An 18811-nucleotide genomic window follows, 5' to 3' on the forward strand; every position below is an offset into this window, starting at 1 on the left:
AGAGCGACGGATTCAGAGGCCGGAGGAGATCAGCCCCCGTCGACGCAGCACGCGGCGCTCGATCGGGTCGAAGACCGCCAGCTCGACCACGACTCCCACCAGCAGGATCAGGATGATCGCGCTGAGGACGGTCGGCATGTCGGAGTCCTGCGAGCCGTTGCTCAGCAGTCCACCGAGCCCCGTGCCCAGCTGCGCCGACGTGGCGACCAGCTCGGCGGCCATCAGGGAGCGCCAGGCGAAGGACCAGCCCTGCTTGAGTCCGGTCAGGTAGGTGGGCAGGGCGGCGGGCAGGAGCACCGAGCGCATCAGTTCGAAGCGTCCGGCGCCGAGCACCGTGCCGGCCTCGCGCAGCAGCGGTGGCGTCTGGTCGACGCCGCCGATGAGGCCGTTGGCGATGGACGGGACCGAACCCAGGAGCACGACGGCGTAGATGAGGGCCGGGCCGCCCTGGAAGATGACCAGCGCGAACGGCACCCAGGCCACCGACGGCAGCGACTGCATCGCCGACAACAACGGCCGGAATGCCTTGCGCAGCAGGGCGACCTGACTCACCAGCGCGCCCAGCACCGTGCCGATCACGATGGCGGCGAGGAAGCCGATGAGGCCGCGGTGCACGCTGACCCAGATCGCCTCCCCAGGCGGTGCCGTGGGTGATGAGGCTCCACAGGTTCGAGGCCACCGACGCGGGTGTCGGGACGATATAGGTCGGTTTGAGGTGCGCCCAGCACGCGAGCTGCCACAGCAGGATGAGGCCGACGACGACGGCCAGGGGCGCGAGCACCCCGGTGACGTCGAACCGGTGGCGGCGGCGACCGCCGGGTGCGGCGTCGAGGGCGTCCAGCCCGCCGGCCAGCTGGGCCAGGTCCACGTCGCTCCCGTCCCCCTCGGTGTGCTGGGTCGTGCTCTGCTCACGCGTGGGCATGACGACCGATCTCCTCTCGCAGCGCGTGGGTGATCTCCTCGGTGAGCGCGGGCACGTCGTCCGGCGGCAGGTCGCGGGTGTCCCAGGTGCGCAGCACGCGGCCGGGCCGCGAGGACAGCAGCACGATGCGCTGGCCGAGCAGCACGGCCTCCCGCACGTTGTGGGTCACGAACACGATCGAGAGCTCGTCGGCCCGCCACACGTTCAGCAGTTCCTGGTGCAGCAGGTCGCGGGTGATGGCGTCGAGGGCCGCGAACGGCTCATCCATCAGCAGCACCCGCGAACCCTGGGCAAGGCTGCGCGCCAACGCAACCCGCTGGCGTTGCCCTCCTGACAACTCGTGCACCCGACGGCCCGCCACGTTGCCGAGACGGACCGTGTTCAGCAGCTCGTCGCATCGGCCCGCCCGCTCCTGGCGCGGCACTCCCGCAAGGCGCAGCGCGAGCTGCAGGTTGCCCTCGGCGGTCAGCCACGGCATGAGGGCGGACTCCTGGAACATCAGCGCGGGCTGACCGCCCTGCACGTCCACCTCGCCGCCGGTCGGCTGCTCCAGCCCCGCGAGCAGCCGCAGCAGGGTGCTCTTCCCGCACCCGGAGGCGCCGAGGACAGTGACGAACTCGCCCGCGGCGACGTCCAGGTCCAGCCCGTCGAGCGCCAGCACGGGTTCACGCGCGCTCCCGAACGCCTTGCGCAGTCCGTGCACGCGCACGGCCGGTGTACGGCGTTCGTCCACCCGCGGTCCCGGTTGCTTGGTGATCACCGTCATCACGAACTCCCTTTGGCACCCAGACCGCCGTCGGAGACGACGGCCAGCTTCTTGTTCTGCAGCACCGCGTTGAGCGGGCCGAGATCGTAGATCCCCTGCAGGTCGGCGTCCTTGCTGAGCAGGTCGACGGCCGCGGCGTGCGAGGCGAGCTCCTTCAGCGAGGAGGCGTAGGGGTCCCACCCGACCTTGACGTTCTTCAAGGCGGCGACCACGACCGCCTCGGGCAGCTTCTTGCCGGTCAGCTTGCCGAGGTCGGCGTCGAGCTCGGTCGCAGCCATGGTGGGGTCGGCGGTGATGGACTGAGCGGTCGCCACCTGCGCGCCGAGCAGCGCGGATACGGTCCTGGGGTTCTTCTTCAAGTAGCTGGTGGACACCAGCAGGTTGGTGGTCACGAAGTTGCCACCGGGCCACTGCGACTTCTCGTCGACCAGCACCTTGGCGCCGGCCTGCTGCTGCAGACGCGACACCCAGGGCTCAGGCAGCCAGGCGGCGTCGATGCGGCCCTGCTTGAAGAGCGTGAGCGTCTGGGCGTTGTCCTGGGACACGACGTTGACGTTCTTGCCGCCGCTGCCGGTGAATCCGAGCCCGTGGTTCTTGAGGTAGTACTTCAGCGCTATGTCCTGGGTGCCCCCGCGTTGCGGGTCGGCGACGGTCTTGCCCGCCAGCTGCGAGACGTCGGTGATCGACGGCTTCACGACCAGCGCCGCACCGCCGGACGCACCGCCCGCGATCAGCCGCACCGCCGTGCCATGGCTCTTGATGAAGGCGTTGATGGCCGGGTTCGGGCCGACGTACGCCGCGTCGATGGCACCGGACAACAAGGCCTGCACAGCCGTGGGCCCCGCGTTGTAGATCGTGGTGCTCAGCTTGGTCGAGCCGAGGGCCTTGGCGTAGCTGCCGTCGCCGACCCCCACGACCGGGACGGCGTGCGTCACGTTGGCGAAATAGCCGAGTTTGAGGGTGCTGGCGGTGCCTGAGGGCGCGCCCTTCGGGGCGCCGGCGGCGGCCGACGAGCCGCAGGCGGTCAGGCTCATGCCGGCGGCGGCTGCGAGGGCGACGACCGCACCGGTCGTCGGGAGAGGTCTGATGAGAGAACGAGCGGACATCGGTTCCTATCGGGGACAAGAGGAGGGGAACGAGGGGCCAGGCAGGTTCAGGAGACGAGGGCGCCGAGGTCGGCGCCCGACATACAGGCCGCGAGGGTCGCGCCGGTGGCCGGATCGACGACGACGAAGGCTCCGGTGCCTCGCAGTCGCCGGTACTCGTCGATGGCGACGTCCTCGGCAAGCTGGACGGTGCATCGCCCGATGTCGTTGAGCTGCAACGGTGCCGAGCTCGGCGTCCAGCGCAGTTCGCTGACGTCCCAGATGTCGGTGACCGACCCGAGCATCGCCCGGACGGTCTTGGTGCCTGCCTTGACCAGCACGCGTTGCCGGGCTGCGGACGGCGCGTCGCCCATCCAGGTGACGACCGCGTCCAGCACCCGGGTGACGGCGATCGGGTCGTCGGTGGTCAGCACCTCGCCGCGCGCGATGTCCAGCTCCTCCGCCAAGCGGATGGTCACGGACTGACCCGCGACGGCCACCTCGGCCGGCCCCGTCGGGGTGTCGATCGCGATGACCGTCGAGGCGGTGCCGGACGGGCTGGCGTGCACGACGTCGCCCATCTGCACCCGACCCGAGGCCACCCGGCCGGCGAGCCCGCGGTAGTCGGGGTACTGCGCGGTGCGGGGCCGGATGACCAGCTGGACGGGCATTCGGAACGGCTCGGCGGTGTCCTCCAGCTCGGTGTCCAGCTCCTCCAGGAGGGCGAGCAGCGGGCGGCCGAGGTACCAGTCCGGCGCGGCGCGTACGACGCCCTCGCCGGTGAGTGCGCTCACCGGGACCGCGACGACGTCACCGAGGCCCACTCCCCTGGCGATCTCGTGCAGTTCGGCCTGCACCTGCTCGAAGCGGTCCTGCGACCAGTCGACCGCGTCCATCTTGTTGACGGCAAAGACGACGTGCCGCACCCGCAGCAGGGAGAGCAGGGCGGAGTGCCGCCGGGTCTGGGCCGACGCACCGTTCCGGACGTCGACCAGCACGACGGCGGCATCGGCCGTCGAGGCACCGGTGACGGTGTTACGGGTGTACTGAACATGTCCCGGTGTGTCAGCCAGGATGAAGCTTCGCCGGTCGGTCTTGAAGTACCGGTAGGCCACGTCGATGGTGATGCCCTGCTCGCGCTCCGCGCGCAGGCCGTCGGTCAGCAGCGCCAGGTCGAACTCGGTGGCACCGCGGCTGCGGCTGGCGCTCTCGACGGCGTCGTACTGGTCGGCGAGGATCGACTTGCTGTCGTGCAGCAACCGGCCCACGAGGGTGCTCTTGCCGTCGTCGACCGAACCGGCCACGACCAGGCGCAGCGGTGCGTGCTGGGACACGGTGGACACAGTGGTGGTGCTCATCAGAAATATCCCTCGCGCTTGCGGTCTTCCATGGCGGCCTCGGACAGTCGGTCGTCGGCACGGGTGGCACCGCGTTCGGTGAGCCTGCTGACGGTGACCTCCTCGATCACCTGGGCGACCGTGGAGGCCTCGCTCTCGACGGCACCGGTGCAAGATCCGTCGCCCACGGTGCGGTAGCGCACCGAGCGGGTCGAGAGCGTCTCCGCAGCGCGCGGGCCGCCCCACGGTCCGGGCGTCAGGAGCATCCCGTCGCGCTGGAAGACCGGGCGCTCGTGCGCGAAGTAGATGCTGGGCAGCGGGACGCCCTCCGCCTCGATGTAGCGCCACACGTCCAGCTCGGTCCAGTTCGAGATCGGGAAGACGCGGGTGTGCTCGCCCGGGGCGTGGCGTCCGTTGTAGATGTGCCACAGCTCGGGGCGCTGGCGGCGGGGGTCCCAGCCGCCGAACGCGTCGCGGATCGAGAAGATGCGCTCCTTGGCCCGCGCCCTGTCCTCGTCGCGGCGGGCTCCCCCGAGCAGCGCGTCGAAGCGGTGCTCGGCGATCGTGTCGAGCAGGGGAACAGTCTGCAGCGGATTACGGGTGCCATCGGGCCGCTCCTGCAGCCGACCGTCGGCGATCCACTCCTCCACCCGGGCGACCACGAGGTTGACGCCGGCCTCGGCCACGACCCGGTCACGGAACTCGATGACCTCCGGCAGGTTGTGCCCGGTGTCCACGTGCAGCAGCGTGATCGGGAGCGGAGCCGGCCACAGGGCCTTGCGTGCCAGGTGCAGCACGATCGCCGAGTCCTTGCCGCCGCTGAACAGCATTGCGGGACGGTCGAATTCGGCTACCACCTCGCGGATGATCTCGATGGCCTCCGACTCCAGGTCGCGCAGGGCGGCGACGTCGGTGGCGAGTGGTGGTGCGGCTTCGATGGTCATGCGACCTCGCTCTCGGCGCGGACCAGACTGTGCAGCGCGTCGATGGCGTCGTCGAGCGGCACGCGGCTGGTGTCGATGGTCAGATCGGGATCGGTGGGCGGCTCGTAGGGGTCGTCGACGCCGGTCATCGCGCTCAGTCCGCCCGCCGCGGAGCGCGCGTACAGGCCCTTGACGTCCCGCTCCTGGCACACGGTCAGCGGGGTGGAGACGTAGACCTCGCGGTACGACGTCCCGCGGTCGCGATGGTGGGCGCGGACTGCGGCGCGTGCGTCGGCGTAGGGCGCTATCACCGGGACGACGACCGTCACGCCGTGCCGAGCGAGCAGCTCCGCGACGAATCCGACCCGCCGCACGTGGGTGTCCCGGTCCTCCCGGCTGAAGCCGAGCCCCGCGGACAGGTTGGTCCGCAGCTCGTCGCCGTCGAGGATCTCGACCGGCACGCCGTCGGCCGCGAGCTGCGCGGCGAACGCGCGGGCCACGGTGGTCTTGCCGGCGCCGGACAGCCCGGTCAGCCAGATCGTCTGCCCGCTCACAGGTGGATACCGCACTCGACCTTGTCGGTGCCCGACCAGCGACCGGACCGCGGGTCGGCACCCGGCGCCACGCGGGCCGTGCAGGTCTCGCACCCGATCGATGGGTACCCCTGCGACAGCAGCTGATTCATGATCACGCCGTGTTCGCGCACGTAGTCGTCGATGTCCTGGTCGCTCCACGCGGCCAGCGGCGCGATCTTGATCCGCTCACGGCGCTCGTCGAAGGAGACGACGGGCGTGTTCGCCCGCGACGCGCTCTCCACCCTGCGCAGTCCGGTGGCCCAGGCGTCGTAGCCGTCGAGGGCCTCGTCCAGCGGGTGGGTCTTGCGCAGCGCGCAGCACAGGTCGGGGTCGCGCTCGTAGAGGCGTGCGCCGTACGTGTCATCCTGTTCGGCCACCGTCTGCGCAGGCGTCAGCGACACCACGTTGACCGGGTAGTAGCGGGCGACCCGGTCGCGCACCTGCAGGGTCTCGGCGAAGTGGTAGCCGGTGTCGAGGAAGAGCGCGTCGACGCCGGGCAGGATGCTGCTCGCCAGGTGCAGCAGCACCGTGTCCTGCATCGACGCGGCGACGGCGAACCGATCGCCGAACGTCGTGCCGGCCCAGCCGATGACGTCGGACGCCGAGGCACCCTCCAACTCGCGTGCGGCATTCGCCGCCACCTCGCGCAGATCCGTGGCGACGGTCACGACGCCGCCTGCCCGCGCAGCCCGTGGAACTGGACGGTGAACACCCGCAGGCAGCTGCCGCAGCTCCACGCACCGCGGGGTTCGACCTCCGGACGCAGATCCTCTTCGGCGCAGTACGGACAGTGGAACGGCACGACCCGGTTGTTGGTGCTCATCGCAGCGACTCCTCGTCGGCACGCACGGCCCATTGCGCGAATCGTTCTCCGGGAGTGCGCTGTTCGTTGAAGCGGCGCGCGATTCGCTCGATGTAGTCGCCCAGCTCCGCCGACGTGACCTTGAGGGCCCGCAGCTTGCGGCCGAATCCTGCGTCGAGCCCGAGGCCGCCGCCGAGGTGCACCTGGAAACCCTCGACCTGCTTGCCGGCCGCGTCCGTGACGATCTGACCCTTGAGCCCGATGTCGGCGACCTGGATGCGGGCGCACGAGTTGGGACAGCCGTTGAGGTGGATCGCGAGCGGCTGCTCCAGGTGCAGGTCGTCCAGGCGCTGCTCGAGCTCGTCGACCAGTGTCTGTGCGCGGGCCTTGGTCTCGACGATCGCCAGCTTGCAGAACTCGATGCCCGTGCAGGCCATCACCGAACGGCGCCAGGGCGACGGCTTCGCGTGCAACCCGGCCGTCGCCATGCGATCGATCAGCGCGTCGGTCCGCGCGGGATCCACGTCCAGCACCACGAGCTTCTGATGGGTGGTGAGCCGCACCCGGTCCGAGCCGGACGCCTGCGCGGCGGCGGCGATCTCAGTGAGCACCGTGCCGGACACCCGTCCGGCGATCGGCGCGAACCCGACGTACGCGCGTCCGTCGCGCTGTTCGTGCACACCCACGTGGTCCAGCGGCTGCTCGGGCAGCGGCGCCGCCGGGCCGTCCGGCAGGGCACGCTGCAGGTACTCGGTCTCGAGCAGCTCGCGGAACTTCTCGGCGCCCCAGTCGGCGACCAGGAACTTCAGGCGGGCGCGGTGCCGCAGCCGGCGGTAGCCGTAGTCGCGGAAGATGCGGATGACCCCGTGCCACACCTCCGGGATCTCCTCCAGCCGGACGAAGGCACCGAGCCGGGTGGCCAGCTTGGGGTTGGTCGACAGGCCGCCACCGACGAGCAGGTCGAACCCCGGGCCGAGCTCCGGGTGCACGACGCCCACGAAGGACACGTCGTTGATCTCGGGCGCGGTGTCAGGCAGCCAGGAGATGGCGGTCTTGAACTTGCGCGGCAGGTTGGACAGCTCCGGGTCGCCGATGAAGCGCTCCCGGATCGCGTCGATGGCGGGAGTGGCGTCGATGACCTCGTCGGCGCTGACGCCTGCGACCGGGGAGCCGAGGATGACGCGCGGGGTGTCGCCGCAGGCCTCGGCCGTGGTCAGACCGGCACCCTCGAGCCGCTCCCAGATCGCCGGTACGTCCTCGATGCGGATCCAGTGCAGCTGGATGTTCTGCCGGTCGGTGAGGTCGGCGGTGTCCCGGCCGTACTGCGTGGACACCTCGCCGATGACCCGCAGCTGCTCGGCGGTGAGGGTGCCGCCGTCGATGCGGACGCGGAGCATGAAGTACTCGTCGTCCAGCTCCTCGGGGGCGATGGAGGCCGTGCGACCGCCCTCGATCCCCGGGCGGCGCTGGGTGTAGAGACCCCACCAGCGCATCCGGCCGCGCAGGTCGGACGGGTCGATCGAGGCGAATCCCTCGCGGGAGTAGATCTCCTCGATGCGGGCACGTACGTTGAGTCCGTCGTCCTCCTGCTTAAACACCTCGTTCGGGTTCAAGGGCTCGCGCTCTCCGAGGGCCCACTGGCCGTTGCTGCGCGTGACGGTCGACATGCCCATAACCTTTCCTTTTGGTTGATCCAAGGTCAAATGATGCCTGATGTGTCTCAGACGTCGAGACCGCGGTCTCACCTACGATCGGCAGCGTGACCCGTCCGCAGACCGTCCGCCCGGGTCGGCGCACCGTGCTCGGGGCTCTTGCTCTGGGCGCCGCGTCGAGCCTGACGGGCTGCGGGATCCGGCTCCAGAAGGGGTCACCCGCGGTTCCCGGGATCGCCCACCAGGCGCCGCCGCCCGACCAGGCCGCCCTGCTGCGTGCGCTGGCCTCGGTGCGCGGGCTGCAGGTCGCGGCCACCCGCGCCGATGGCCTGTGGGCGCCCAAGCTGGATGCGGCGTACGGCGCAGCGGCGAACCGCCTCACCGAGGTGATGGCATCCGACGGGATCAGAGTGCCGACCGCCTCCACCACTCCCCCGGCCGCTGCTCTCAGCGCCGCGCAGCTCGGTGCGGCGATCCGGGCGGGACTGTCACCCACCGCGTACGACGACGCCGTGCACGCCACCTCCGCGAACACGGCCATGCTCGCGGCGCTGCTGGCGTTCGACGCTGCAGGTGCGACGGTGCAGGGGGCCGCGCCGGCCTGGGGCGACGAGCAGGTGTCCGGGTCGACCGCCGCCGCGCTACTGCCGTCGGTCCGCACCGCCGTCTACGGCTTGGAGATCGTCGCGGCGAGGACGCCCTCGCGCGCCCGCGCGCTGCCCTCCGCCGCCGTCGTCACGATGGACGCCGCACGGTCCCGGCTCGAACCTGCCGCCGGGACGGAGGCCCCGCCCGCCCGACTGGTCTACCCACTTGCCGTACAGCCCACGACGGAAGACGCCCGCACCACGCTGGCGCGCGATCTGCTCAGCGACGTGGTCACGGCCTGCGCCGCCCAGGTCGGGACGGCGCGGGGCACCCGTGGGGACCTCCTTGCGCTCGCGCACCTGTGGAGCGACGCCACCGCCCTCGGCTGGCGGTGGGGTCTGCCGCCCGAACCGTTCCCCGGTCTGATCGGGTGAGCGGCCTGCCCGTCACGATCCCGCCGGCGTTCTTCGCGAAGGTCGACGGGCGACCGGCCGAGGGTGGTGGACCCGATGGCACCAGCTGGCTGGCCAGCCTGCCCCGGCTCGTCGAGGAGAGCGCGGACCTGTGGCAGCTCGAGCTGAACGACGACCCGTCGGCGACCCGGCACGGGGAGTGCGCTCTCGTCGTACCGTGCCGGCGCGACGGCGAGCCGGCAGTGCTGAAGGTCACCTGGCCACACCCGGAGGCGAAGTACGAGCACCTGGCCCTGCGCACCTGGGACGGCACGGGCGCCGTACGACTCCTCGCGGCAGACCCGGGCCGATGGGCGATGGTGCTCGAACGGCTGCACGGCGACACCAGCCTCGAGACCGTCCCGATACTGGACGCGTGCGAGGTGATCGGAGGGCTCTTCCGTCGTCTCGACGCCCCACCCATGGCACGGGTGACGAATCTGCCCGACGAGTGCAGGAGGTGGCGGGAGCTGTGCCGCGCAGGGTCGCCGCAGGTGCCGCGCCGGATGACCCAGCAGGCCGCATCGCTGCTGGGCGATCTCGCCGAGGGAAGCCGCGCCGATCTGGTCCACCAGGACCTGCATTTCGCCAACGTGCTCGCCGGCGATCGTGAGCCGTGGCTCGCCATCGACCCGAAGCCGATCAACGCACGGTGGGAGTTCGCGGTCGCCCCCGTCATCTGGAACCGCTGGGACGAGGCGCTGCGGGCGACCAGCGTGCGCGCCCACCTGCGCACCCGCCTCGGCGTGCTCTGCGAGAGCGCCGGTCTGGACGAGGACCTCGCACGACACTGGTCCTTCGTACGGCTCGTGCTGAACGCGCTCGGCGAGTGGCTGTCCGGTGCGCCGGACCAGAGCACGCTGTCGTGCTACCTCACGGCGGCGAAGGCCATGCAGGAGTGAGCCGGTCTGACAGGGGGCTGGGTTACTCTGGCGCCGCCATCGAGACCGACACGTAGGGACATCTGTGAGCACCTCGAACGCCCGAGAGACCGGCAAGGCCAAGCTGGCTCGCCTGCAGGCCGAGCAGAAGCGCGAGCGGCAACGCAAGATCATGGCGGCCATCACGGCCGCGGTGGTCGTGGTGGTGCTCGTGGTCGTCGCCGGCTTCTACCTCGTGTCGCGTCAGCAGCAGAAGGACAACGACGCGAAGGCCAAGGCCAACGCCCGCGACTCGGCGTTCATCAGCAAGGTGGAGAACGTCCCCGCCGCCACCTTCGACACCGTGGGCGCCGGCACCGCGTCGCAGGCGCCGAAGGCCACGAACGGATCGGCGGACACCGTCGACGGAAAACCGCGGATCCTCTACATCGGTGCCGAGTACTGCCCCTACTGCGGCATGGAGCGCTGGGCCCTCACCTCGGCGCTGTCCCGCTTCGGCACCTTCAAGGGCGTCGCGAGCGCGGTGTCGTCGCCCACCGACACCGTCGCCAACATTCCCACGATGACCTACCTGAACGCGTCGTACACCTCGCAGTACATCGCGTTCAAGAGCTACGAGACGGAGACCCGCGACGAGCAGCCGCTGCAGAAGGTCTCCGCGGCCGACGCAGCCCTGCAGAACAAGTACGACTCGCAGGGCAGCATCCCGTTCCTGCTCTACGGCGGTCTCTACACCAGCTCCGGCGCGACGTACGACGGGACGGCGCTGCAGAACATGAGCAGCGCAGCCGTCACCCAGCAGATGCTGTCGCCCACCACGGCCATCAGCAAGGGCATCCTCGGCGCGAGCAACGTGATCTCCGCGCAGATCTGCGTGCTCACGAAGGGTGCTCCTGCGAACGTGTGCTCCTCCTCCGGCGTCAAGGCGGCCTCCGCCAAGCTCGCCAGCTGAGTCATGCGCGACCTTCCCCGTCGCCCTCGGTGGCTGCCACCGGTCAGCCTCGGCCTGAGCGTGCTCGGGCTCGCGGTGTCGATCTACCTCACGTATGAGCACTTCACCGGGTCCTCGACCCTCGCGTGCTCCGGATCGGGGCAGGTCGACTGCCTGAAGGTGACCACGAGCCAGTGGTCCAAGCTCTTCGGCATCCCCGTCGCCATGCTCGGGCTGCTCTTCTTCGTGGCGATGACGGCGCTGTGTCTGCCGCCCGTGTGGCGCCGTGCCCCGCGGTGGGTTGACCCGGCGCGCATCGCGGCGACCGGGGTCGGCCTGGTGATGGTGTTCTACCTCATCTGGGCGGAGTTCTTCCGGATCCACGCGATCTGCCTGTGGTGCACCGGGGTGCACGTGATCACCTTCGTGCTGTTCTTCGTGCTCGTCTTCGGGCTGCTGTTCACCGACCCGCCCGAGCTGGTGGCCGAGGACGACGACTCGGACGTCGTCGATCACGACTCCGCGACCAGCCGCCGGGCCGACTGAGGCTCAGCTGCCGGCGTTCCACTCCTGCACGATCGCCAGCACGTCCATCAGTTCCTGGGCGGTCGCGTCGGGTGTGGCGTCGACCTGCACGCGTTGCGCGGCGGGGATGATCGAGTGCGGGATCCAGACCGCGCGCATCCCCACCTGCTGCGGCCCGTGCACATCCTCGAACAGGCGGTCGCCGACGTAGACGCACCGCTCGGGAGGCACGCCGACCGCGGCAGCCGCAGCGCGGAACGCCTCGGGGTGCGGCTTGGTCCAGGCGATCTCGCTGGAGTAGACGTCCGCGTCGATGAGGTGCGCGACGCCGTCCCGCTCGAAGATGGCGCGGTGGTAGTCACTCGACCAGATCGTGTTGGACAGCACGCCGACACGGATGCCGCTGTCCCGCAATGCCGTCCACAGCGGTTCGACCTGCGGGTCGGTGAAGGTGTGCGGCTCCCAGAACTTCTCGTACGCAGCCCGCGCGGCAGCGTGCTCGACCCCGCCGAGTCCGGCGTCCGCAAGGATCTGGTCCATCGCGGCGCTGCTCTGGGACTCCCTCGCCCGGCCCCACGCCTCCCCCTCGGCGCGCTGCAACTCCGACGCCAGCGCGCGGGCCCGGTCCTCCTCCTGGTGCACGGCGCGCGCGAAGACCTGCCACTGCGCTTCCAGGTCGACCTCGTGCCACGGGGTGAGGGTGCCGCCCCAGTCGAAGATGACCGCGTCGACGCGGCTCACGCCGTGGGCCGCACCTCGGCGAGCACCTCGGCGACCGCGTCGCCCACGGCCACCTCCCGGCGTTCGCCGCTACGGCGGTCCTTCAGCTCCACGACGCCGTCGGCCAGGCCCCGGCCGAGCACCAGGATGGTCGGTACGCCGATGAGCTCGGAATCCTTGAACTTCACACCGGGCGACACCTTGCGCCGGTCGTCGTAGAGGACCTCCAGGCCCTGCGCCTCCAGCCCGTGGACGATCTCGTCGGCCTGCAGGAAGACGGACTCGTCCTTACCGGTCGCCACGACGTGCACGTCGGCCGGCGCGACCTCGCGGGGCCAGATCAGACCGATGTCGTCGACGTTGTCCTCGGCGATCACGCCGACGGCGCGCGTGACGCCGACGCCGTACGAGCCCATCGTCACCGTGACGAGCTTGCCGTTCTCGTCGAGGACCTTCAGGCCGAGCGCCTCGGCGTACTTGGTGCCGAGCTGGAAGATGTGGCCCATCTCGATGCCGCGGGCGAGCGACAGGGTGCCGTGGCCGGACGGGCTGAGGTCGCCCTCGCGGATGTTCGCGGCCTGGATGATGCCGTCGGCCTCGAAGTCGCGCCCGTGGACCAGGTCGATGACGTGCCGACCGTGCTCGTCGGCGCCGGTCACCCACGCCGACCCGCGCGCGACGGACGGGTCGAGCAGGTAGCGGATGCCGCTGGCGTTGTCCGCGCCGAGCACGCCCGGACCGATGTAGCCCTTGGCCAGGCTCGGGTTGGCGGCGAAGTCCTTCTCCTCGAACGGGACGACCTCGGCGGGCTGGACCTTGACCTCGAGTCGCTTGGGGTCGACATCGCGGTCGCCGGGCAGACCGATCGCGAGCGGCTCGCGCACGCCGTCGGGGTGCTCGAGCATCACGATGACGTTCTTGAGGGTGTCGGCCGCCGTCCATGCCCGGCCGTCGTCTCGGGGGTGCTTCGCGTTGAGCGCGGTCACGAGGGTCTCGATGGTGGGCGTGTCGGGGGTGTCCTCGACGTGCGCCGGGCCGGCGGTCACCTCGACCTCGGCGGCCTGGGGCACGACGACGGCCTCGACGTTGGCGGCGTACCCGGATTCGTCGCGCACGAAGGTGTCCTCGCCGTGCGGACTGACCGCGAGGAACTCCTCGGACGCCGAACCTCCCATCGCGCCGGAGTCGGCCTGCACGATGACGTACTCGAAGCCGAGGCGCTGGAAGATCCTGATGTAGGCCTCGCGGTGCGAGTCGTAGGACTTCTGCAGTCCCGCCTGGTCGATGTCGAAGGAGTAGGAGTCCTTCATGATGAACTCGCGGCCGCGCAGGATGCCGGCGCGCGGGCGCGCCTCGTCACGGTACTTGTTCTGGATCTGGAACAGGCTGAGCGGCAGGTCCTTGTAGGAGGAGTAGGCGTCCCGGACGGCGAGCGCGAACATCTCCTCGTGGGTGGGGCCGAGCAGCAGGTCGGCGTCCTTGCGGTCCTGCAGCCGGAACAGGTTGGGTCCGTACTCGTTCCACCGCCCGGTGAGGTCGTACGGCTCGCGCGGCAGCAGGGCCGGGAAACGCACCTCCTGCGACCCGATCTGCTCCATCTCCTCGCGGATGATCCCCTCGACCTTGGCCAGCACCTTCATGCCGAGCGGCAGCCAGGTGTAGATGCCGGGGGCGACACGGCGTACGTACCCGGCGCGCACGAGCAGCTTGTGCCCCGGCAGCTCCGCGTCGGCCGGGTCCTCGCGCAGGGTTCGCAGGAACAGGGTCGACATGCGCAGGGCCACGGGTGGGCACTCCTTGATCGGTGCGGTGAACGGGTCGCCACGAGGATATCCGCCCGGCGAGGCGTCCCTCTCCCGAGTTTCCGCCCACCCCCTCCCCGTCGAGCGGAAGGGTCAGGGGTGCGGGAGGGCGCGGCGCACGATGGCCGCGGTGTCCGTAGGACCCACGCTCGGCGGCAGCGCCCCGAATACCCCGCGGTCGCCGACCTCGACCCGGGACGCGAGGAACGCGTCGGCGACGTACGACGTGCTGTGCCGCGCCAGCAACGAGCCCTGCAGCACGACCGCCATCCGTGCGGCGATCCGCCGCGCCCGTCCCTCTCCCGTCACGGGATCCGCTGCTGCAGCGCGCAGTTCGTCGACCACCGATTCCGCAGCGGCATCCAGAGCTGCCGCTCCAGCGAGTGCCACCTCGTCACGCCACGCCTGCACCGCATCGGGCGAACGGGTCGCCGCACGGAGCACGTCCAGCGCGTTGACGTTTCCGCTGCCCTCCCAGATCGAGTTGAGCGGCGACTCGCGCACCAGCAGCGGCATGCCCGACTCCTCGACGTACCCGTTGCCACCCATGCACTCCATCGCCTCGACGCACACCGGCGGCGTGCGCTTGCAGACCCAGAACTTCGCGAGCGGCAGAGCGATCCGCCGTAGCGCGATCTCGTGCGGATCCGTGCGCCTGTCGACCGAGTGCGCGAGGCGCAACGCCAGCATGGTCGCCCCCTCCGATTCCAGCGCCAGATCGGCGATCACACCTGACATCGCGGGCTTCTCGATGAGCACCGAACCGAACGCCGACCGGTGCGCCGCGTGCCAGCTCGCCTCCGCGACCGCTCGCCGCATCAAGGCCGCCGACCCGAGGACGCAGTCCAGCCGGGTGGCGGCCACCATCTCGATGATGGTGCGCACCCCGCGGCCCTCCTCTCCCAGCCGTACGGCGTGCGCGTCCTCGAACTCCAGCTCGGCCGACGCGTTCGACCGGTTACCGAGCTTGTCCTTGAGCCGGACGATGCGCACCGCGTTGCGCGAGCCGTCGGGGCGCACCCGCGGCACGACGAAGCAGCTGAGCCCGCCGGGTGCCTGCGCGAGCACGAAGAACAGGTCGTTCATCGGCGCGGAGGTGAACCACTTGTGCCCGCGCAGCGTGTAGTCACCTGACGAACGAGCCGTGGCCACAGTGCTGTTCGTGCGGACGTCGGATCCGCCCTGCTTCTCGGTCATGCCCATGCCGGCGAGCAGTCCCGCCTTGCCGGTGGGCTCGCGCAGTCCTGGGTCGTACGTCGCAGAGGCCAGCAGCGCGGTCCACCGGGCGGCCTGGGCGGGGTCGGCCGCGAGCGCGGGCACGGCGGCGTAGGTCATCGTCATGGGGCAGGCGTGGCCGGGCTCGATCCCGGTCCACGCGACGAAACCGGCAGCGCGCCTCAGGTGGGCGTCCGGCTCGTCCGAGGTCCACGCGGCTCCGGCGAGCCCCAGACCGACACCCGTGCGCAGCATCCAGTGCCAGCTGGGGTGGAACTCCACCTCGTCGATGCGGAGGCCAAACCGGTCCGCCGTACGCAGCACGGGCGGGTGGGCATTGGCGAGCCGACCGTGTTCGCGCGCTTCCGCCGAGCCGGCGGCGGTGCCGAGCTCCCGCAACGACGCGAGGATCTCAGCGCCCCCCACCCTCGGGCGCCTGGGCCCGGATTGCATCCAGCAGCGCGGCGTCCGAGGCGATCGCGTCGTAGCCCTCCAGGGGTGGCGGTTGATTGTCGGGGCTGCGCTCGAACGGGTCCGCATGGCTCATCTGGCGGAGATTAGCCGGGAGCGGAGGTAGCGTCGTCGCCATGGCGTCGACCCTGAGCTTCGAGACCTACCTCGACGGCATCCACGAGGCGACCGCCCGTCTGCGCGAAGAGGCCTGGCAGGCCGGGTCGCTCGCGACCGTCCCCACCTGTCCCCAGTGGAACGTGGGCCACCTCGTGGCCCATCAGGGCATGGTGCACCGGTGGGCCGCGGGCGTGCTGGCAGGTGGCCCCGAGACCGACACCGAGGAGGTGGAACGGGAGGGTCTGGAGACCATCGATCCCGGCGTCTGGCTGCAGGACGGGTGCGATGAGCTCGTCGGCTGCCTGCGGGCCGTACCCGCCGACGCGGACGTCGCGTTCTTCATGGAGAGCCCGATGGGCGGCCGCGACAGCTGGGCGCGACGACAGTGTCACGAGACCACCATCCACTCGATCGACGCCCTCGCCGCGCGGCTCGGCCAGCGGGCGGATGCCGACGAGGTGGACCTGTCACCGGGCTTTGCGGCGGACGGCGTGGATGAGCTGTTGTGTTCCTTCATGCCTCGGCGCAGGTTCGATCTGCGCTCCAGTAGCCCCGTGACCGTCACGGTGCACAGCACGGACACCGGCGACTCGTGGCTTCTCTCCTTCGGAGACGAGCTGCCGGTGGCGCAGCGCGACCGGACCGCGGATCATCCCGACGCCGCGATCGAGGGCACGGCCGTGGAGCTCTATCTGGCGCTGTGGAACCGTGGCGCGCAGATCCGCTGGGAGGGGCGCGATGTGCTCTCCCTCTGGCGCGACCGGATGAAGGTGACGTGGGACTGAGCGCGACCCCGCCGCCCGCGGCGCTGGTGCTGCGCGGCCGCACCTACGACGCCGCGAACCCCGCCGTGATGGCGATCGTCAACCGCACGCCGGACTCGTTCTGGGAGGGCAACCGCCACCACGACCTGTCCGCGGCCATCGATGCGCTGCACCTGGCGGTCGCCGACGGTGCCGACATCATCGATGTCGGCGGAGTGCGGGCCGGCCAGGAGGGCCCGGCGGTCGACGCCGCACTCGAACGCCGCAGGGTGCTGCCGTTCCTCGAGGCTGCGCGCACGGCGTACCCGCACCTCGTGCTGAGCCTGGACACCTGGCGCAGCGAGGTGGCACAGGCGGCCGAGGGTGTGGTCGACCTGATCAACGACACGTGGGCCGGCCACGACCAGCGGCTGGTGCAGGTGGCCGCGCGGATGGGCGCCGGCATCGTGTGCTCGCACACCGGTGGACTGCCGCCGCGCACCGATCCGATCGCGGTGCGCTACGCCCGGACCGACGGCGGCGACGTCAGCGATGCCGATGAGGAGGAGGCCCTGCTGCGCGACGTGCGCTCTCAGCTCACCGGGGCCGTTCGCGTCGCCATGGACGCGGGCATCCCCCGTGAGCGGATCCTCATCGACCCGACCCTCGACTTCGGCAAGACGACACGGCACTCCCTGAGCCTGCTGCGGCGTACGTCGGACGTCGTTGCCCTGGGTTTCCCTGTGCTGCAGGCGATCTCACGTAAGGACTTCCTGGGCGAGACCCTCGACCTGCCGACCGATCAGCGGTTGGAGGCCGGGCTCGCTGCCACCGCCGTGGCGGCCTGGCAGGGCGCCACCGTCTTCCGCACCCACGACGTACTGGCGACCCGACGCGTCCTCGACATGGTGGCGGTGATCCGCGGTGACCGGGAGCCGCAGCGCGCGGTACGCGGCGAACCGGACCGATCAGCCGAACCGGGCGCAGCCGAAGGGTGAACGACGCGCCGGTCGTGCGTTACCGAGTCCTCCGTGCCTTCCATGCCCAACGGACCAGCGGCCACTGCAGCGGCAGACGCACGAGCAGCACCCCGAGCGTCACGCCTCGCGCCGTGGTGGCGCCGTTGCGGACCAGGTCCTCACCGGCGTCCACGACCATCTGCACGTTGGCCGGGAAGACCGCGACGAGCAGCGCCGCTGACGCGATCGCGGCGTAGTGGCGGGTGCGCGGCACCATCAGCCCCGCAGCGCACAGGATCTCGGCGGCGCCGGACAGGTAGACCAGCTCGCGGTGGTAGGGCAGGAAATGCGGGACGGTGTCCTCGAAGACCTGCGGGCGGAACGTGTGGATCACGCTGGACCCCGCGAAAAGGGCAGCGACGACCTTGGTCCCGTTGGTGAGCGGTGGCATGCGGCCCACCCTCGCAGACGCGGCGCCGCGTGCCGTCAGAGGATGACGGTGGCGAAGGTCTCGATCTCCTCGAAACCGGTGGCCTGGTAGGTGCGCAGCGCCGGCTCGTTGTAGGAGTTGACGTAGAGGGTGACGTCGGGGGCGAGGTGGTCCTGGACGTGCTGCACGACGGCGTTCATGGCCGGCTCGGCGATGCCGTGCCCGCGGGCCTGCGGCGCGACCCACACCCCCTGGATCTGCGCGACGCCGAAGGCCAGCGACCCGACGTCGGCCTTGAAGATGATGCGACCGCCCTCGCTGATCACGTAGGTATGACCGGCGCGGATCAGTCCGCGCACCATCCGCCGGTAGTCCTGGTCCGATCCCACGTACGGCGGGTAGCCGATCTCGGCGGTGAACATGTGCGCCGAGGCGGGCATCACCAGGTCCAGCTCGTCCTCCCGCGCGAGCCGCACCCTCGGGTCCATCGGCCGTCCGACCGCGCGCGGCGACGTCGTCACCGCCATCATCGGCTGCTCCGGTCTGATGGATCGCGCGGTGCCCCACATCGGCTCGAGCCGCTCCCACAGGCCGAGCACCTGCTCCGCCTCGCCGAAGATCGAGGAGCACCGGCGCCGGTAGCGGCGCAGCTTCGCGGCGAAGACGTCCAGTGCGGCGTCGTTGCACGAGATGGGCACGACGTTGGCCGAGACCCAGCACATCGCAGTCAGCTCCGCGCCTCCCAGGCCGAGCAGCGAGCTGGCGAACGCCGGACCGCCCTCCACCAGGCGCGCACCCACGAAGACGTTGCCCATCGCGTCCTGACGACACAGCGCGAGCGCGGCGTCGTAATCGCTCGACCCGAGGGTCCGCGCGGGACTGGAGGTACGCAACACGGTGTCAGCCTGCCTCGGATCGGATGGAGAGATGGTG

21 protein-coding genes are annotated in these 18811 nt (G+C 70.7%); 6 read left to right on the forward strand and 15 right to left on the reverse strand.

Going from position 1 to position 18811, the window contains the following annotated elements:
* Positions 1-12: 12 nt before the first annotated feature.
* The 9 genes from LVQ62_RS15080 to LVQ62_RS15120 all read right to left on the reverse strand — a co-directional run bounded on the left by LVQ62_RS15080 (position 13) and on the right by LVQ62_RS15120 (position 8077).
* Positions 13-615: an ABC transporter permease gene (locus LVQ62_RS15080; protein ID WP_233762812.1), complete on the reverse strand. Its 603-nt coding sequence runs from the start codon at positions 613-615 to the stop codon at positions 13-15.
* Between the two features lie 293 nt (positions 616-908).
* Positions 909-1688 carry an ABC transporter ATP-binding protein gene (locus LVQ62_RS15085; protein ID WP_233762814.1) on the reverse strand — a complete coding sequence of 260 codons (780 nt, stop codon included), beginning with the start codon at positions 1686-1688 and terminating at the stop codon, positions 909-911.
* A complete protein-coding gene (locus LVQ62_RS15090; protein ID WP_233762817.1) occupies positions 1688-2794 on the reverse strand; it encodes an ABC transporter substrate-binding protein in 1107 nt (368 codons plus the stop codon). Before LVQ62_RS15090 ends, LVQ62_RS15085 begins: the two co-directional genes overlap by 1 nt.
* A gap of 47 nt (positions 2795-2841) precedes the next feature.
* Positions 2842-4131, reverse strand: a complete 1290-nt coding sequence (locus LVQ62_RS15095; RefSeq protein WP_233762819.1) for a sulfate adenylyltransferase subunit 1 — start codon at positions 4129-4131, stop codon at positions 2842-2844.
* The gene (cysD, locus tag LVQ62_RS15100) at positions 4131-5054 is read right to left on the reverse strand and encodes a sulfate adenylyltransferase subunit CysD (RefSeq protein ID WP_233762821.1); all 924 of its coding nucleotides are present in this window, start codon (positions 5052-5054) and stop codon (positions 4131-4133) included. Before cysD ends, LVQ62_RS15095 begins: the two co-directional genes overlap by 1 nt.
* Positions 5051-5587 (reverse strand): adenylyl-sulfate kinase, encoded by a 537-nt coding sequence (cysC, locus tag LVQ62_RS15105; RefSeq protein WP_233762823.1) that lies wholly within the window; start codon positions 5585-5587, stop codon positions 5051-5053. The genes cysD and cysC overlap by 4 nt, the downstream gene beginning before the upstream one ends.
* Positions 5584-6276: a phosphoadenylyl-sulfate reductase gene (locus LVQ62_RS15110; RefSeq protein WP_233762825.1), complete on the reverse strand. Its 693-nt coding sequence runs from the start codon at positions 6274-6276 to the stop codon at positions 5584-5586. Before LVQ62_RS15110 ends, cysC begins: the two co-directional genes overlap by 4 nt.
* Complete coding sequence (locus tag LVQ62_RS15115; protein ID WP_233762826.1) at positions 6273-6431, reverse strand: hypothetical protein; 159 nt, start codon at positions 6429-6431, stop codon at positions 6273-6275. Before LVQ62_RS15115 ends, LVQ62_RS15110 begins: the two co-directional genes overlap by 4 nt.
* The gene (locus LVQ62_RS15120) at positions 6428-8077 is read right to left on the reverse strand and encodes a nitrite/sulfite reductase (protein WP_233762828.1); all 1650 of its coding nucleotides are present in this window, start codon (positions 8075-8077) and stop codon (positions 6428-6430) included. Before LVQ62_RS15120 ends, LVQ62_RS15115 begins: the two co-directional genes overlap by 4 nt.
* 92 nt (positions 8078-8169) lie before the next feature.
* On the opposite strand from LVQ62_RS15120, the gene LVQ62_RS15125 reads away from it, so the two are divergent.
* The 4 genes from LVQ62_RS15125 to LVQ62_RS15140 all read left to right on the forward strand — a co-directional run bounded on the left by LVQ62_RS15125 (position 8170) and on the right by LVQ62_RS15140 (position 11460).
* Positions 8170-9084 carry a hypothetical protein gene (locus tag LVQ62_RS15125; RefSeq protein WP_208050877.1) on the forward strand — a complete coding sequence of 305 codons (915 nt, stop codon included), beginning with the start codon at positions 8170-8172 and terminating at the stop codon, positions 9082-9084.
* Positions 9081-10004 carry an aminoglycoside phosphotransferase family protein gene (locus tag LVQ62_RS15130; RefSeq protein WP_208050878.1) on the forward strand — a complete coding sequence of 308 codons (924 nt, stop codon included), beginning with the start codon at positions 9081-9083 and terminating at the stop codon, positions 10002-10004. Before LVQ62_RS15125 ends, LVQ62_RS15130 begins: the two co-directional genes overlap by 4 nt.
* A gap of 64 nt (positions 10005-10068) precedes the next feature.
* Positions 10069-10935 carry a DUF929 family protein gene (locus LVQ62_RS15135; RefSeq protein WP_208050879.1) on the forward strand — a complete coding sequence of 289 codons (867 nt, stop codon included), beginning with the start codon at positions 10069-10071 and terminating at the stop codon, positions 10933-10935.
* A 3-nt stretch (positions 10936-10938) separates the two neighbouring features.
* The gene (locus tag LVQ62_RS15140) at positions 10939-11460 is read left to right on the forward strand and encodes a vitamin K epoxide reductase family protein (RefSeq protein WP_233762830.1); all 522 of its coding nucleotides are present in this window, start codon (positions 10939-10941) and stop codon (positions 11458-11460) included.
* 3 nt (positions 11461-11463) lie between these two features.
* Here the strand turns inward: LVQ62_RS15140 and LVQ62_RS15145 are convergent, their stop codons facing one another.
* The 4 genes from LVQ62_RS15145 to LVQ62_RS17595 all read right to left on the reverse strand — a co-directional run bounded on the left by LVQ62_RS15145 (position 11464) and on the right by LVQ62_RS17595 (position 15723).
* Positions 11464-12180 carry an HAD family hydrolase gene (locus tag LVQ62_RS15145; protein ID WP_233762832.1) on the reverse strand — a complete coding sequence of 239 codons (717 nt, stop codon included), beginning with the start codon at positions 12178-12180 and terminating at the stop codon, positions 11464-11466.
* Entirely contained in the window at positions 12177-13943 is a 1767-nt protein-coding gene (locus tag LVQ62_RS15150) for a proline--tRNA ligase (RefSeq protein ID WP_208050882.1), read from the reverse strand. Before LVQ62_RS15150 ends, LVQ62_RS15145 begins: the two co-directional genes overlap by 4 nt.
* A 111-nt stretch (positions 13944-14054) precedes the next feature.
* Positions 14055-15602: an acyl-CoA dehydrogenase family protein gene (locus LVQ62_RS15155; RefSeq protein WP_370639636.1), complete on the reverse strand. Its 1548-nt coding sequence runs from the start codon at positions 15600-15602 to the stop codon at positions 14055-14057.
* The gene (locus LVQ62_RS17595; RefSeq protein ID WP_255696417.1) at positions 15589-15723 is read right to left on the reverse strand and encodes a hypothetical protein; all 135 of its coding nucleotides are present in this window, start codon (positions 15721-15723) and stop codon (positions 15589-15591) included. The genes LVQ62_RS15155 and LVQ62_RS17595 overlap by 14 nt, the downstream gene beginning before the upstream one ends.
* A gap of 40 nt (positions 15724-15763) precedes the next feature.
* Between LVQ62_RS17595 and LVQ62_RS15160 the strand changes: the two genes are divergently transcribed.
* Together LVQ62_RS15160 and folP are read left to right on the forward strand one after the other, a co-directional pair.
* Entirely contained in the window at positions 15764-16531 is a 768-nt protein-coding gene (locus tag LVQ62_RS15160) for a maleylpyruvate isomerase family mycothiol-dependent enzyme (protein ID WP_179479844.1), read from the forward strand.
* Complete coding sequence (gene folP, locus LVQ62_RS15165; protein WP_370639712.1) at positions 16528-17487, forward strand: dihydropteroate synthase; 960 nt, start codon at positions 16528-16530, stop codon at positions 17485-17487. Before LVQ62_RS15160 ends, folP begins: the two co-directional genes overlap by 4 nt.
* A gap of 19 nt (positions 17488-17506) precedes the next feature.
* Here folP and LVQ62_RS15170 read toward each other — a convergent pair whose 3' ends face one another.
* Together LVQ62_RS15170 and LVQ62_RS15175 are read right to left on the reverse strand one after the other, a co-directional pair.
* Positions 17507-17899 (reverse strand): DoxX family protein, encoded by a 393-nt coding sequence (locus tag LVQ62_RS15170; protein WP_233762838.1) that lies wholly within the window; start codon positions 17897-17899, stop codon positions 17507-17509.
* Between the two features lie 35 nt (positions 17900-17934).
* Complete coding sequence (locus LVQ62_RS15175) at positions 17935-18774, reverse strand: GNAT family N-acetyltransferase (RefSeq protein ID WP_233762839.1); 840 nt, start codon at positions 18772-18774, stop codon at positions 17935-17937.
* Positions 18775-18811: the final 37 nt, after the last annotated feature.

Origin of the sequence: Allobranchiibius sp. GilTou73 (assembly GCF_021391335.1) — a bacterium.
GTDB classification, from domain to species: Bacteria; Actinomycetota; Actinomycetes; order Actinomycetales; family Dermatophilaceae; genus Allobranchiibius; species Allobranchiibius huperziae.